General features: G+C 70.5%; 11 protein-coding genes. 6 read left to right on the forward strand and 5 right to left on the reverse strand.

Going from position 1 to position 15,253, the window contains the following annotated elements; genetic code table 11:
• The first annotated feature begins 45 nt into the window (after positions 1 to 45).
• The 6 genes from tsaE (at position 46) to HLH48_RS19005 (ending at position 10,313) form a co-directional block, all read left to right on the forward strand.
• Positions 46 to 516: a tRNA (adenosine(37)-N6)-threonylcarbamoyltransferase complex ATPase subunit type 1 TsaE gene (gene tsaE / locus HLH48_RS18980; protein WP_182999047.1), complete on the forward strand. Its 471-nt coding sequence runs from the start codon at positions 46 to 48 to the stop codon at positions 514 to 516.
• Positions 513 to 1,283, forward strand: a complete 771-nt coding sequence (locus HLH48_RS18985) for a nucleotidyltransferase family protein (protein ID WP_182999048.1) — start codon at positions 513 to 515, stop codon at positions 1,281 to 1,283. The genes tsaE and HLH48_RS18985 overlap by 4 nt, the downstream gene beginning before the upstream one ends.
• On the forward strand, positions 1,280 to 4,294 hold the full coding sequence (gene addB, locus HLH48_RS18990; RefSeq protein WP_182999049.1) for a double-strand break repair protein AddB: 3,015 nt from the start codon (positions 1,280 to 1,282) through the stop codon (positions 4,292 to 4,294). Before HLH48_RS18985 ends, addB begins: the two co-directional genes overlap by 4 nt.
• Complete coding sequence (addA, locus tag HLH48_RS18995) at positions 4,291 to 7,821, forward strand: double-strand break repair helicase AddA (protein WP_182999050.1); 3,531 nt, start codon at positions 4,291 to 4,293, stop codon at positions 7,819 to 7,821. Before addB ends, addA begins: the two co-directional genes overlap by 4 nt.
• 63 nt (positions 7,822 to 7,884) lie before the next feature.
• Entirely contained in the window at positions 7,885 to 8,211 is a 327-nt protein-coding gene (trxA, locus tag HLH48_RS19000) for a thioredoxin TrxA (RefSeq protein WP_182999051.1), read from the forward strand.
• Positions 8,212 to 8,447: 236 nt separating this feature from the next.
• Positions 8,448 to 10,313, forward strand: a complete 1,866-nt coding sequence (locus tag HLH48_RS19005; protein ID WP_182999052.1) for a Hint domain-containing protein — start codon at positions 8,448 to 8,450, stop codon at positions 10,311 to 10,313.
• 116 nt (positions 10,314 to 10,429) lie between these two features.
• Here HLH48_RS19005 and HLH48_RS19010 read toward each other — a convergent pair whose 3' ends face one another.
• From HLH48_RS19010 to HLH48_RS19030, 5 genes are all read right to left on the reverse strand, one after another.
• Positions 10,430 to 10,654, reverse strand: coding sequence for a hypothetical protein (locus HLH48_RS19010; protein WP_182999053.1), 225 nt, complete (start codon positions 10,652 to 10,654; stop codon positions 10,430 to 10,432).
• Positions 10,655 to 10,712: 58 nt separating this feature from the next.
• Positions 10,713 to 11,552, reverse strand: coding sequence for a hopanoid biosynthesis-associated protein HpnK (gene hpnK, locus HLH48_RS19015; protein WP_182999054.1), 840 nt, complete (start codon positions 11,550 to 11,552; stop codon positions 10,713 to 10,715).
• Between the two features lie 117 nt (positions 11,553 to 11,669).
• A complete protein-coding gene (gene hpnJ, locus HLH48_RS19020; protein WP_182999055.1) occupies positions 11,670 to 13,100 on the reverse strand; it encodes a hopanoid biosynthesis associated radical SAM protein HpnJ in 1,431 nt (476 codons plus the stop codon).
• 82 nt (positions 13,101 to 13,182) lie between these two features.
• Complete coding sequence (hpnI, locus tag HLH48_RS19025) at positions 13,183 to 14,361, reverse strand: bacteriohopanetetrol glucosamine biosynthesis glycosyltransferase HpnI (RefSeq protein WP_182999056.1); 1,179 nt, start codon at positions 14,359 to 14,361, stop codon at positions 13,183 to 13,185.
• A gap of 49 nt (positions 14,362 to 14,410) precedes the next feature.
• Positions 14,411 to 15,082 carry an ABC transporter substrate-binding protein gene (locus tag HLH48_RS19030; protein WP_373320223.1) on the reverse strand — a complete coding sequence of 224 codons (672 nt, stop codon included), beginning with the start codon at positions 15,080 to 15,082 and terminating at the stop codon, positions 14,411 to 14,413.
• Positions 15,083 to 15,253: the final 171 nt, after the last annotated feature.

The following is a 15,253-nucleotide window of genomic DNA, read 5'->3' on the forward strand; positions in this document are numbered from 1 at the left end:
AACGGGGCCTTGTGCCGCTGCCGCGGCGGTGGGCATCATGAGGGGATGGAACCGCTGACCATCATGCTGCCGAGCCCGGAGGCGACGGAAGACCTGGCGAGGCGGCTGGCCCGCGCCGCGCGGCCGGGTGACGCCATTCTGCTGTCGGGAGAGCTGGGCGCCGGCAAGAGCGTGTTTTCGCGCGCCTTCCTGCGGGCCATCTGTGACGATCCGGACATGGAGGTGCCCAGTCCGACCTTTACGCTGGTGCAGATATATGACGCGGCGGTGGCGCCGGTCGCGCATTTCGACCTCTGGCGGCTGGACGGGCCGGGGGGCCTGCACGAGCTGGGCTGGGACGATGCGTGCGAGGGCATCGTGCTGGTGGAATGGCCGGACCGGCTGGGGGCGCTGGCACCCGCGGGGGCGTTGCGGATCGCGCTGTCGGTGACGGGCGCGGAGGCGCGCGGGGCGCGGATCGAGGGGTGGGACGACCGGCCGGCGCGGGTCGAACTGGCGGCATGGAGGCCGGCATGAGCATTGCGATGCCGCGCAGGGCGATGCTGTTCGCCGCCGGGGCCGGCAGCCGGATGCGGCCGCTGACCGAGGAGACGGCCAAGCCGCTGCTGGCGGTGGATGGCCGGGCGATCATGGACCATGTGCTGGACCGGCTGGACGCGGCCGGGGTGGCCGACGTGGTGGTGAACGTGTGCTGGCAGGCCGGCAAGGTGCGCGCGGCGCTGCGCGCGCGCGCCGAGGCCGGGCGGGGACCGGCGGTGACCGTCCGGCCCGAGGAGACGCTGCTGGAAAGCGGGGGGAGCGCGGCGGCCGCGCTGCGCGACGGCGCCCTGGGGCCGGAGCCGTTCTTTCTGCTGAATGGCGATTCGCTGTGGCTGAACGGGCCGGTGCCGGCGCTGCGGCGGCTGGCTGCCGCCTTCGATCCGGCGCGGATGGATGCGCTGCTGCTGCTGGCGCGGACCAGCCTGGCGGTGGGGGCGGTCGGGCAGGGCGATTTTACCTCGGACGCCGAGGGGCGGCTGCGTCGCGCGGCGCGGGGGGCGATGACGCCTTACGTCTTCGCCGGCGTGCAGGTGGCGACGCCCGCCCTGTTCGCCGGGGCGCCGCCGGGGCCGTTCAGCCTGAACCGACTGTGGGACGCGGCCATCGCGCGCGGGCGGCTGCATGGCATCGTCCATGATTCGATGTGGTGCCATCTGTCGCGGCCGGACGATCTGCCGGCGGCGACGCGGGCCTTGCGTCTGGCGCGGGAGCCGGACGCGACAGAGAGCGATGCCGCGCTGTGAGCGTCATTGCGACCGTGCCGCCGCATGTGCCGTTTCTGGACGAGATCGCGGCCCGCTGGATGGTTGGGGTGGAGGACGATCCGCAGCGCAGCGGCGACGGGCTGATCCTGCTGCCCAGCCGGCGGGCGGCGCGGGCGCTGACCGAGGCGTTTCTGCGCCGGGCCGATGGCAGGCCGCTGCTGCTGCCGCGCATCGCGCCGCTGGGCGGTCTGGACGAGGTGGGGTTGGCGCTGTCGGGGGATATGGCGCTGGACCTGCCGCCCGCCGTCGAGCCGCTGCGCCGGCTGGCGACGCTGGCGCTGCTGGTCCTGAAGGCGGGGGGGGCGTTCGGCGAGGTTCTGTCGCTGGACCAGGCGTGGCCGCTGGCGCGGGCGCTGGCCGAGCTGATGGACGATGCCGAATGGGCGGAATGCGATCTGGCCGAGACGCTGCCGCTGGCGGCGGACGGGGATTTTGCCGAGCATTGGCGTGAGACGCTGCGGTTTCTGTCGATCGTTACCGGCGTGTGGCCGGCGTGGCTGGCCGAGCAGGGGGTGATGAACCCGGCGGCGCGGCAGGTCGCGCTGCTGCGGGCGCAGGCGGCGCGCTGGCGCGTGGCGCCGGATGTGGGATCGCGGTTGTGGGCCGTGGGGTTTACCGATGCGGTGCCCTGCGTGCGCGACGTGCTGGATGCGGTGCTGGGCCGCGCCGAGGGGCGGCTGGTGTTGCCGTGGGTCGACCTGTCGCTGGACGAGGCGGTCTGGGCGGCGCTGCCGGACGGGCATCCGCAGGCCGGGCTGGCGCGCCTGCTGACCGGGCTGGGGCGGGGACGGGCCGACCTGGCGGTGTGGGAGGGGGCGGCGGACGTACCGCGCTCCTGTCCGGCCGCGCGGGGCGGGGTGCTGGCGCGGGCGCTGCTGCCGGCGGCGGCGCTGGGCGACTGGCTGCGTGACGAGGGGCCGGTGGCGCTGGACGGGCTGTCGGTGCTGCGGGCCGCCGACCAGCAGGAGGAAGCGGCCGCGATCGCGCTGGTATTGCGGCAGGCGATCGTGACGCCGGGGCGCCGGGCGGCGCTGGTGACGCCCGACCGGGCGCTGGCCGGGCGGGTGGCGGTCGAGCTGGCGCGCTGGAACGTCGTGGCCGACGACAGCGCGGGCGAGCCGTTGCATGCCACGCCGCCCGCCGTGTTCCTGCGCCTGCTGGCGCGGGCGGCGGCGGGCGGGCTGTCGCCCGTGGCGCTGCTGTCGCTGCTGAAACATCCTCTGGCGGCGTGCGGGCTGGCGCCGGGGGCCTGCCGGGCGTCGGCGCGGCTGCTGGAGCGGGCGTTGCTGCGGGGGCCGGCGCCCCGCCCGGGATTCGAGGGGTTGCGGGACCGGCTGGAATCGGCGCGGGACGATGCCCAGGGGGCGCTGGCCGACCGGCCCGATGCGCCGGAGGACCTGGCGGGGTTCGTCGATCGGCTGGAGCGGTGCCTGGAGCCGGTGCTGGGGCTGTGGTCGGCGGACGCGCGGCCGGTCGCGGATCTGCTGACCGGGTTGATCGAGGCGGCGGAGGCGCTGGCGGCGACCGATGAGGCATCGGGTGAGGACCGGTTGTGGGCGGGGGAGGACGGCAATGCGCTGGGCCGGCATCTGGCGGCGCTGGTGGCGTTCTGCGATGTGCTGCCGGCGCAGCCGGGGCGGGTGCTGGAGGGGGTGCTGACGGCGTCGATGGGCGGCGTATCCGTGCGGTCGCGGCGCGGGTTGCGGGGGCGGAGCGAGGCTGTGCTGCATCCGCGCATCTTTATCTGGGGCCTGATGGAGGCGCGGTTGCAGTCGGTCGAGACCATGGTGCTGGGCGGGCTGGTGGAAGCGGTGTGGCCGCCCGCCACCGACCCCGGGCCGTGGATGAGCCGGCCGATGCGGGCGCGGGTGGGGTTGCCTTCGCCCGAGCGGGCGATCGGGCAGGCGGCGCATGATTTCGTCGCCTGTGCCTGTGCGGCCGGGGAGATCGTGCTGTCGGTGCCCGGCCGGCGGGACGGGGCGCCGACCGTGCCGGCGCGGTGGCTGGTGCGGCTGGATGCGTTCCTGGCCGGGCGGGGGCAGGCGCTGCCGGCGCATGCGGCGCTGGCGTGGCTGGCGCGGCTGGACCGGCCGGCGGAGGCGCCGCGCCCGGTGGCGCCGCCCCGGCCCTGTCCGCCGGTGGCGATGCGGCCGCGCGACCTGACGATTACCGAGATCGAGACCTGGATGCGCGATCCGTATGCGATCCATGCGCGGCATGTCCTGGGCCTGCGCCGGCTGAAGGAGATCGAGGAGCCGGCGGATGCCGCCGATTACGGCACCATCGTCCATGCCGCGCTGGACCGGTGGTGCCGGCTGCCGGGGGCGCGTGGGGGTGAGGCGGGGCTGCGCGCGCTGTTTGCCGAGGCGCTGGCCGAGGCCCGGCTGCGGCCGGCGCTGGCGGCGTGGTGGGCGCCGCGGTTGGAGCGGATCGCCTCGTGGGTCGTCGCCACCGAGGCGGCGCGGGCGGGCGGCGAGGGGGCGGAGATCGTCCTGACGCGGACCGAGCAGAGCGGCCGGGCGGTGCTGTCGGACCTGCCGGGCGGCCCGTTCGTGCTGCGGGGGCGGGCGGACCGGATCGACCGCGACGCGGCGGGGGCGCTGCTGCTGGTCGACTACAAGACCGGGACCCTGCCGACGCGCAAGACCGTGCTGGCCGGCTGGTCGTCGCAACTGGTGCTGGAAGCCGCGATGGCGGAACGGGGGGCGTTCGGGCCGGAACTGGCGGGGCCGACACGCGAACTGGCCTATTGGCGGCTGACCGGCGGCCCGGAGGCCGGGCAGATCCTGCCGCTGGCCGAGGGGGATGCGCTGGCGGCACTGGTGGACTCGGTGTGGGAGAGCCTGCGCGCGCTGATCGCGACCTATGACGACCCGGCGCAGCCTTATTTGTCGCATCCGCATCCGGCGGAGAGCCCGCGTTTCGCCGATTACGCGCGGCTGGCGCGGGTGGCGGAATGGAGTGCCGCGCGCGATGAGGCGGCGCCATGAGCCTGCCGCCGGGCGATGCGATCGGGCTGGCCAATGCGCGGCAGGCCGAGGCGTCGGACCCGGAGGCGTCGGTCTTCGTCTCCGCCTCGGCGGGGAGTGGCAAGACCAAGCTGCTGATCGACCGGCTGCTGCGGCTGATGCTGCCGCGCCTGGGGCCGGAGGGCGTGATGCTGGCCGGGTCGGACCCCGCGCGGATCCAGTGCCTGACCTTTACCAAGGCGGCGGCGGCGGAAATGGCGATCCGGCTACAGAACCGGCTGGGACGGTGGGTGACGCTGCCGGATAGGGAACTGGAGCGGGAACTGGCGGCGCTGTCGGTGCCGCCGGGCGAGGGCACGCTGCGGGCGGCGCGCGAATTGTTCGCCCGGGTGCTGGATCTGCCCGGCGGAATGCGGATCGGCACCATCCATGCCTTCTGCCAGTCCCTGTTGCGCCGTTTTCCGGTCGAGGCCGCGATCAGCCCGCATTTCACGCTGGTCGAGGAGACCGATGCGCGCATCGCGCTGGGCGAGGCGGTGGAGGCGGTGGTGGGTTCGGGTGGCGATGCGGTGTCGCTGCTGGCCGGGCAGGTGATGGTGGGAGCCTTTGCGGCGCTGGTCGGGACCTTGCAGGGGCAGATGCGGCGGCTGCGGCCGGTGATCGAGCGGCTGGCGGTGGATCGCGGCGGGGTCGAGGCCGCGCTGATGCGGGTGCTGGGGGTGCGGAGTCGCGACGAGGGGGCGTTGCGCCTGGGGGCGTGCGTGCCGCCGGGCGAGACGCGGTTGCGCGACGTGCTGCGCGTGGTGGCGGCGGAGGGGCCGGCCGGGGCACGGCGGACGGCGGTTGCGATGCTCGACTGGCTGGCCCTGCCGCCGGACGAGCGGGCGGCGCGCTGGGACCTGTGGCGCGCGGCGCTGGTGACCGGCGAGAATGTGCCGCGCAAGCGGGGCGGGCTGAGCGCGAAGTTCGACGCGGAGCATGAGGGGGTCTGTGACGCGCTGGTGGCCGAGGCCGAGCGTGTGATCGCGGTGGACGAGGAGTGCCGCGCCATCGGCCTGTTGCGCGCCAGCATGGCGCTGCTGGATGTCGCGGTGCCGGTGCTGCTGCGCTATGGCGAGCGCAAGCGGGGGCTGGGGCTGGTCGATTATGACGACCTGATCGAGCGCACGCTGGATCTGCTGAAAGATCCCGGCGCGGCCTGGGTGTTGTACAAGCTGGATGGCGGCATCGATCATCTGCTGCTGGACGAGGTGCAGGATACCTCGCCCGACCAGTGGGCGATCGCGGGGGGGCTGACGGCGGAGTTCTTTGCCGGGGCGGGGGCGCGGGAGCCGGATGCGGCGCCGCGCACGCTGTTCGCGGTGGGGGACTACAAACAATCCATCTATTCGTTCCAGGGGGCCGATCCCGAGGCGTTTCGCCTGTGGCGGGCGCGGTTCCGCCGGCGGGTGGAGGAGGCGGGAAGCCCGTGGAAGGAGCCGGCGCTGACGGTGTCGTTCCGCTCTACCGCGCCGGTGCTGAACCTGGTCGATGCGGTCTTTGCCTTGCCGGATGCGGCGCGGGGGCTGGTCGAGCCCGGCGGCGCGGTGCCGGTGCATCTGTCCGCGCGGCCGGGGCAGGGGGGGCGGGTCGAGCTGTGGCCGCTGACGCCGGTGGAGGAAGACGGGGGCGCGCCCGACCCGTGGCGGGCGCCGCGCGAGAATGCGGGGCAATCGACGGCGGCGCAGCGTCTGGCGGATGCGCTGGCGGGCTGGATCGTCGCCGAACTGCGCCGGCCGCCCGAGCCGGGGCAGGCGCCGCTGACGCCGGGGGACGTGCTGGTGCTGGTGCCCCGGCGCTCGGCCTTCGTGCGCGCGCTGATCCGCGCGCTGAAGACGCATGACGTGCCGGTGGCGACGCTGGTGCGGACCGGGCTGGCGGACCAGGTGGCCGTGCAGGACCTGATGGCGCTGTGCGATGCGCTGTTGCTGCCGCAGGATGACCTGACGCTGGCCTGCGTGCTGACCTCGCCGCTGGGTGGGGTGTCGGATGACAGCCTGCTGGCGCTGGCGGCCGGGCGCGGCGGGCAGCCGCTATGGGCCACGCTGTGGCGGCGGCAGGCGGAACGGCCGGACTGGCAGGCGGCGTGGACGATGCTGGAGACGCTGTTCCGGCGGGTGGATTATGCCTCGCCCTACAGGTTGCTGTCCGAGGCGCTGGGGCCGCTGGGGGGACGCGCGCGCCTGCTGGCGCGGCTGGGGCCGGAGGCGGCCGAACCGGTGGATGAACTGCTGTCGGCGGCGTTGCGGTATGAATCGCTGCATCCGGCGTCGCTCCAGGGGTTTCTGCACTGGCTGCGCGCGTCGCAGGAAAGCGTGAAGCGCGAACCCGATGCGGCGGCCGACATGGTGCGGGTGATGACCGCCCATGGCGCCAAGGGCTTGCAGGCGCGGCTGGTGATCCTGCCCGATACGGTGGGGGTTGCGAAATTCGATGGCGGCATCGTCTGGGGACGGGATGAGGATTCGGGGCTGGAGGTGCCGGTGTGGGTGCCGCGTGCCGATATGGGAGTCGGGGCGACCGGAGCGTTGCAGCGCACGATCCGCGAGGCGGCGGCGGAGGAATATCATCGGCTGCTCTATGTCGCGCTGACGCGGGCCAGCGACCGGCTGGTGGTCTGCGGCTGGCAGCAGAAGCGCACCGTGGCCGAGGATTGCTGGTACAGCCTCTGCCGGCGGGGGTTCGAGCAGGCGGGGGCCGAGGAAAGGCCGTTCGATCTGGGCTGGGAGGGGACGCGGCTGGTGCTGGAGGCGCCTGCCGCCGTACCGTCGACCGAGAGGCGTGCGCCGCGTGCCGAGGCCGCGCCGGCGATGCTGCCGGACTGGATGGGCAATGCGCCCGACTGGGTGGCGACGAAGCCGCCGACGGAAGCGGCGCTGCTGCGGCCGCTGGTGCCCAGCCGGCCGGACGATGCGCCGCTGGGGCCGCTGCCGGCCGTGCGCTCGCCGCTGGCCATCGCGCGGGCCCGGCGGCCGGCGGCGCGCGAGCAGGCGCTGCGGCGGGGGGAGATCGTGCATGCGCTGCTGCACTACCTGCCCGATCACCCGCCGGAGCAGCGGCGGGCGGTCGCGCTGGCGTGGCTGGCACGGCCGGGGAACGGGCTGGATGCGGCCGAGCAGGCGAGACTGGCCGGCCTGGTGCTGGCGGTGATGGACGACACGGCGCTGGCCCCCCTGTTCGGACCCGGCAGCCGGGCGGAGCAGCCGGTGGCGGGGGTGGCCGGGGGCAGAGTGATCGTGGGGCAGGTGGACCGGATGGTGGTGTGCCCCGACGCGGTGCTGTTGTGCGATTTCAAGACCAATCGCCTGCCGCCGAAGGACGCGGAGTCGACATCGGTGCTGTATCTGCGCCAGATGGCGTCGTACCGGGCGTTGATGGCCGGCCTCTATCCCGATCGGCCGGTTCGATGCATCCTCGTCTGGACCGAGGCGGTCCAGATCATGCCGTTGCCCGATTCGCTGCTGGCACTGCATGCTCCGGGCGCGGAGCCGGATGGACCGGCGACTTGAATCCCGGTGGTCCGGCGCCATGTGCAGGCAGAGGGCCGCCAATGAAGCCCGAGGAGCGATGTGATGAGTGAAAACACCGTGGCCGTCAGCGACGCCACTTTCGAAAGCGATGTCCTGAAGGCGGAAGGGCCGGTGCTGGTCGATTTCTGGGCCGAATGGTGCGGCCCGTGCAAGATGATCGCCCCCGCGCTGGAGGAGATCGGTGCCGAGTTGAAGGGCAAGCTGACGGTTGCCAAGGTGAATATCGACGACAACCCGAACACGCCCAATGCCTATGCCGTGCGCGGCATCCCGACGCTGATCCTGTTCAAGGACGGCAAGCCGGCGGCGACCAAGGTCGGCGCGCTGCCCAAGAGCCAGCTCAAGGACTGGGTCAAGAGCAGCATCTAGCGCAGCATCTGCGGCACCGACCCTGCCCCGCCGGAGGCCATCGGGCCTTCGGCGGGGTGCCTTTTTCCTCCCCGCCGATCGGCAGCCCCAAAAATGTCGCTTATTTTGTAACAATGGGCGTTCGCCTTTAACGCGGCCTTAATGCGCGTCGACAAAGACTTCGCAACCGTTGGGATCGGCAGACCGATCGGGAAGACGGTTTGCCCCGGATCGGGACGCGAATAAGGGAGGCGGTCATGGCAGGGAACTTTACCGGAACGACGTCGAGCGGGTCGGTCTATAGCTTCGTTTACAATAGCGGGTTCTTGGGTCTCAATCCGACTTACGACATGACGATCACCGATCCGGGCGGGGCGGTCACCACCGTCAACGGGATACCGGCGGGAAATGTCCTGACCGCCAATGGGGGCAGTCTCCAGATCGCCTCGCTCCTTTTGGGCGGAACGTACGTCATTCCCCCCGGAGTCTCGGGCTCGGTCACGACGGTCGCGTCTCTTCTTACGCTGACCGATAATACGATCTATGTCGGCGGAAACGCGACGATCGCGACGGCGGCCACGGTGCTGAGCGGGACGACGTTCAATGTCGACGGTGGCACGGCGATATTATCGAACGGCATCGTCGCCAACGCGCTGAGCGGGGTGACCGTCAACCTGTCGAATGGCGGGACATTCAGCAACGGCGGGTCTCTCCTCAATCTCCTGGGCGGGACGGTGATCAATTTCGGCACCGGTGGCGGGACGTTCGTTGCCAATGGCGGCGGCGCCCTGATCAACCTGTCGGGAACGACGATCAATAATTATGATCCGGCCAATTCCGTCATCGAATTCGCCGATACGTCGACGCCGGTCGTTTCCTATTCCATATCGCATGATTTTCTTGGCGGCGGCGTCACGATCACGGCCCTTGACGCCAATAACAACACGGTGGCGTCGACGGATGTTCATCTCGCCCCGGGCGTTACCCTGAATGACGGGACCTATTCGGTCGCGTCTGCCGCCGGATCGCAGAACCCGCTGAATATCACGCAGGCGAATGGAAACACGTATATCGGCGCCTGCTTCCTCGCGGGGACGATGATCCGGACGGCGGCGGGCGATGTCGCGGTCGAGGACGTGCGGATCGGCGACATGGTCGTTGCCTTCGACTGGCATGGCAGCGCCGAGATCATGCGCGAGGTGACGTGGCAGGGCAGCCAGAGGGTCGTCGTCCGTCCGCATCTTGCGGACGACGAGGCCGGGTGGCCCGTGCGTGTGCTCGAGGATGCGATCGCCGATGGCGTGCCCTGCAAGGACATGCTGATCACCGCCGAGCATTGCCTGTTCTTCGACGGGAAATTCGTTCCTGTCCGGATGCTCGTCAACGGGCGTTCGATCTTCTACGACAAATCCATCACCGTGTACGACTATTACCACATCGAGACCGCGCGGCATTCGGTCATCACCGCCGACGGCATGCACACCGAATCCTATCTCGATACCGGCAACCGCCGTGTCTTCCGGCAGGATGGCAAGATCGTGTCCTTCATGCCGTCGCGCGCCCTGTCGTGGGACGATGCCGGGGCGCCGCTCGATGTCAGCCGGGACTTCGTGGAGCCGCTGTTCCGCCAGATCGACGCGCGGGCGGAGCAGGCCGGCATACGGAGCCGGGAACCGTCGCCCGCTCTCACGGACGAGATGGATCTTCATCTCGACGCCGGTGGCGGCGTGACCATCTGGCCCGCGCGCAAGGCCGGGGACCATGTTGCCTTCCTGATCCCGGCCGGCGTGGACAGCGTGCGCATCGTCTCCCGCGCCAGTCGCCCCAGCGACGTGATCGGGCCGTTCGTCGACGATCGCAGGTCCTGCGGGGTCGCCGTCGGCGAGATCACGATGTTCGAAGGCAATCGCATGGCGGCCCTTGCGATCCATCTCGCCGAGAAGGAGCTGGAGGGGTGGAACGTCCTGGAATGGGAAGACACGCGCTGGACATCCGGCCGCGCCCTGCTGCCGCTCGGCGAGCGGACGCCCGGCAGCCCCGCCCTGCTCACCATCCAGATCAAGGCCGGCGGACCCTATCTGGCTGAAGCCACGCTCCGCCCGGGCATTGCCGTGGCGGCTTGAGCCCGGCGACGGACAGGTCCGGCCCCGCCCTCTCGTCGGGGGCGGGGCGTTTTTTTTGGATTGTGGTGCGGTATCGCGGGCGCGGCGATGACTGGTGTTGGGCGGGTTTCCGTGGATTACCACGGGGCGCGGCCGGTATTGCGGATGCGGTGATAGCTGACCAGGGCGATCACGGCGATGAGGGCGACCATGATCGGCAGCGGGACGTGGCGCATGATCCGGTAGATCGTCGTGTAGAGCATGGCGTTGTAGGCCGCGTGGACGACATGCCCCAGGAAAGCGTGGGGCGCGGCGTGGCCCGAGGCATGAAAGAGCCCGTGTGCGGCGGAATGAAAGCGCATCGTCACCTCTCTGAGGGGCGGGATCATACCATGACGGTGCGACGGGCCGGGAGGCCCTTCAGCCGGTCCAGTGTGTGGGAACGGCGTGGCAGTGCGCCAGCCCGGCGCGGAAGCCGGGGCTGCACAGGGCGGCGAGTTCGCCCTGGTGGTCGTAGGTCGGCATCAGCCGGTCCAGCAGGGCGTTTTTTGCCGTGGCGGGGTGGAAATAGAGTTCCGACAGGCCTTCGGGCAGGTGGGCGGCCAGGGCGGCGACGCGGTCGGCGGTCATGTGGCCGCTCCACGCGATGCCGAAGCACCAGTCGTTGGTGCGCAGGCCGGCTCGGCGCGCCTGGTGGCGCAGCAGGCCCGTCCAGCGGCGCAGGGCGGCCGAGCCCAGCGAATCGGCGTAGGTCCCCGCCGCGATCAGCGGTTCGGGTGGTTCCAGGGGGACGCGGACGGCCTGGAGGCCGTGGCGCAGGCCGCTTTCGATCAGATATTTGCCCACCGTGGGGTGCAGATGCATGTGCTTGTGGGCGTTGGCGTGGTCCAGCCGCAGGCCGGTGCGGGCGAAGGCCGTGAACTGGGCCTCGATTTCCAGGGCCAGTTGCAGGCGGACGTCGGGGCGGAAGAAATAGCGTACGCCCAGATCGAGCTGGTCGGCGGGGAATTGTCCTTCCGCATCGACCAGCAGCGGGATGTCGGCGGGGGGGAGGATGGCCGGGCCTTCGATGACCACCAGGTGCAGGCCGACATGGAGGTCGGGCAGGCGGCGGGCCCGCGCGATGGCGTCCTCGGCCGCCGGGCCGGCGACCATCAGGCTGGCGGTGGAGAGCAGTCCGTCGCGATGGGCGATCTCGATGGCTTCGTTGACCTCCTCCGACAGACCGAAATCGTCGGCGGAGATGATCACGCGCTTCATGATGCGATCCGGTAAGCGGTGTCACTCGGGACCCGGCAGGGCCTCCGGCCCTGCCTCCCACGAATGGGTTTCCAAAGGGCGACCGCCCTTTGGTGGGTCAAGGGCAAAGCCCTTGAATCAAGCTGCGCGGCGGTCTTTCAGGAACTGGAAGAACTCGACCCCTTCGCGCAGGCGGCGCTTCATCATCTGCGGGCTGCGCACCATCTCGCCGACGATCGAGGCGATCTTCGGGGCGCGGAAATAGAATTTCCGGTAGAATTCCTCGACGCCGTTGAAGATTTCGCTGTGCGACAGATGCGGGTAGTGCAGCGGGGCCATCTGCACGCCGTTCTCGTCGATCAGCTCGGCGTTGCTTTCGTCCAGCCAGCCATTCTCGGTCGCCTGCTTGTGCAGGAAGGTGCCGGGATAGGGCGCGGCCAGGGAGACCTGGAGCGTGTGCGGATTGATCTCGGTGGCGAACCGGATCGTCTCCTGGATGGTCTCGCGCGTTTCGCCGGGCAGGCCGAGGATGAAGGTGCCGTGGATCTTGATGCCCAGCTCGTGGCAGTTCTTCGTGAACTCGCGGGCCGTTTCGACGCGCATGCCCTTCTTGATGTTGTGCAGGATCTGCTGGTTGCCGCTTTCATAGCCGACCAGCAGCAGGCGCAGGCCGTTGGCCTTGAGCACTTCCAGCGTCTTGCGCGGCACGTTGGCCTTGGCGTTGCACGACCAGGTGACGCCCAGCTTGCCCAGTTCCTTCGCGATCGCCTCGGCGCGGGGCAGGTCGTCGGTGAAGGTATCGTCGTCGAAGAAGAATTCCTTCACCTGCGGGAAATACTGCTTCGCCAGCCGGATTTCGGCCGCCACGTGCTCGGGGCTGCGGGTGCGGTAGTGATGGCCGCCGACCGTCTGCGGCCACAGGCAGAAGGTGCAGCGCGACTTGCAGCCGCGGCCGGTATAGATCGAGATATACGGGTGCATGAGGTACCCGATGAAATAATCCTCGATCCGGAGGTCGCGCTTGTAGACCTCGGTCACGAACGGCAGGCTGTCCATGTTCTCGATGATCGCGCGGTCGCGGTTATGGACGATCTCGCCCGCCTCGTTGCGAAAGGAGATGCCGTCGACCTCGGCGAACGGCATGCCGTCGGCGATGTCCTTGATCGTGAAATCGAATTCGTTGCGGGCGACGAAATCGACCGGGGGGGCCTTGAGCAGGCTTTCCTCGGCCTGCACGGCGACCTTGGCGCCGACCATGCCGATCTTGAGCTTCGGATTTTCGTCCTTGAGCATCTGTGCCACCCGCACGTCCGATGCGAAGGACGGGGTGGAGGTGTGCATGATGACCAGGTCACGGTTGCGCACGTCCTCGAGGATCGGCTCCATGCCCATGCGCGCCGGGGGGGCGTCGATCAGGCGGCTGCCCTCGACCAGGGCGGCGGGCTGGGCCAGCCAGGTGGGGTACCAGAACGACCGGATCTCGCGCTTCGCCTGGTAGCGGGAGCCCGCGCCGCCGTCGAAACCGTCGAAGGAAGGGGGTTGCAGGAACAAGGTTCTCAACTTGGTCATGGTACGCTGATCCTCGGACGTGGGGAGAATGGGCCCGGTACTGCCCGTCTCCCGGTCGGTCTGGTGGTGTCGTGGAGGGCGGTCATTCGCCCGGCACGATCGGATGGGTAGGCGGCGCTATAGCCGAATGTGGTGTGATATGCATCGTCTGTCCACGCCAGGCAACGCGCGTGCCGGTGACGCTGCCGGCCATGATCGCGGCCGACAGCCAGTCGCGCGCCGGAAGCAGCAGCAATGGAACGAGGCTGCGCTGGGCCAGCAGCCGGTCGGTGAGGAAGGCGCAGACCGCCCGGATCGCCCAGACGGCGAGGAAAAACCACCATGTCCAGGACGCATGGGGGCAGAGCAGGACGCTGACCCCGGCCCAGAACAGCGGGAGCTGGATGGCGGAGGCGGCATAGCCCGCCGGCTCCAGCGTCTTGACCGTGCGGCCCCAGCGCAGCTCGTGCATCAGCACGTCGCCGAAGCCGGCCTCGCCCACCGTGGTCCAGGTCATGCAGGGGGCGATGGCGATATGCAGCCCGCGCTCGCGCACCAGACGGCCCAGCATGGCGTCGTCGGCGATGTGCGGCGCCAGGGCCTCCAGGCCGCCGACGGCCTCCAGCGTCTCGCGTCGCAGGGCCATGGTGGCGCCCAGGCAGTCCTGCCGGCCCAGATAGCGCGACAGCATGACGCCGGGCAGGAAATTATGGTTGATCTGGCAGGCGGCCAGCAGGCGCGGCAGGCTGCGCGAGGCCGGCAGGCCCGCATAGAGCGTGGTGGCCAGCCCGACGCCCGGTTCGGCCAGCGCGTGGACCACGTGGCGCAGATAGTCCGGCGCCACGTGGATGTCCGAGTCGGAGATGACCAGGACATCGTGCCGCGCGTGGGGCAGCATGTTGATCAGGTTGCCGATCTTGCGGTTGACCCCGTGCGTCGTCGGGTCGACGACCAGCGCGATGTCGAGCGTGGGATGGCGCTCGCGCAGGCGGCGGACGATCGCGATGGCCGGGTCGCCCGCGTCCTGGACGCCGAAGATGATCTGGAAATGCGGGTAGTCCTGGGTGCAGAAGCTCTCCAGTGCCTCTTCCAGCAGCGGCTCGTCGCCATGGAGCGGCTTGAGGATCGTGACCGGCGGGGGGGAACCGCCCGGCGGGATCCGCTCCTCGCGCCAGCGGAAGCGGGCCAGCAGGCCGGTGCCCAGGCCTGCCTGCACGCAGCCGGCAGCCGCGAGCAGGGCGGCGAGACCGGCGGGAGAGGCAAGGGCGTGCAAGGCGGACATCAGCGTTCCGGTAAGGGGCGGTGGGGTGTGGTCGGGCGTCGCGGGGGCATCAGTCCTCGGAGAACGCCTGGACCTTTTTCTGTAGCAGGGCGATCAGGTTCTGGACATTCCCCGATGCCAGGGCCCCGCTGAAATCGGATCGCTGGGCGGCGACCTGGCTGATGCTCCCTTTCAGCAGCACTTCCACGATCCGCCAGCCCTGCGGGCTGGAGCGCAGGACATAGTCGATCTCGGTGCCGTCGGTATCGTCCGCCGATCCGATATGGGTCGTCACGATCTGGTCGGTGCCGACGGGCGCGGGACGGGGGGTGGGATCGATGGTGAAGCGCGCGTCGCCGCCCGGCTTGAAGCTGGAGACGTAGCGCGCCACCGTGAACTGGCGAAACACGTCGCGCAGCCGCTGCTTGTCGGCATCGCTGAAGCTGGCATAGCGCAGGCCCACCGAGGCGCGCAGCACGGTTTCGAGATCATAGACCTTGTCCACCACCGGGCCGAGTATCTGCGTCCGCTGCGCGAAGCTGCCGCTGTTGGGGGCCTGGATCCGGCTGAGAGCGGCATAGAGCGCGCTGACCGGCGCCGTGATCGCCGACGCGGTGGCGGCGGGGGCGGCCTGGGCGCGGGCCGCGGGGGCGGGCAGCAGCGGAAGGGCGCCGGGCGATGCCGCGAAGGCGGTGCCGAGGGCCAGGGAAAGGGACAGGGAGCGGGGGAAGGTCATACGCATAACAATCATGCTTTCGGTCCGATCGTCACCTTTGGCAAGGGTTGGACGGTCTGTTCGAGTCCCAGGGCGTGCAGGGCGGTGGCGGCGATGGCGGCGGCGTCGAGTCCGGCCTCGTGGTATTGGGCGTCCTGGGTGTTGTGGTCGATGAAGCGGTCGGGCAGCGTCATGGGG

It is taken from the genome of Gluconacetobacter sacchari (assembly GCF_014174255.1).
GTDB classification, from domain to species: Bacteria; Pseudomonadota; Alphaproteobacteria; order Acetobacterales; family Acetobacteraceae; genus Gluconacetobacter; species Gluconacetobacter sacchari.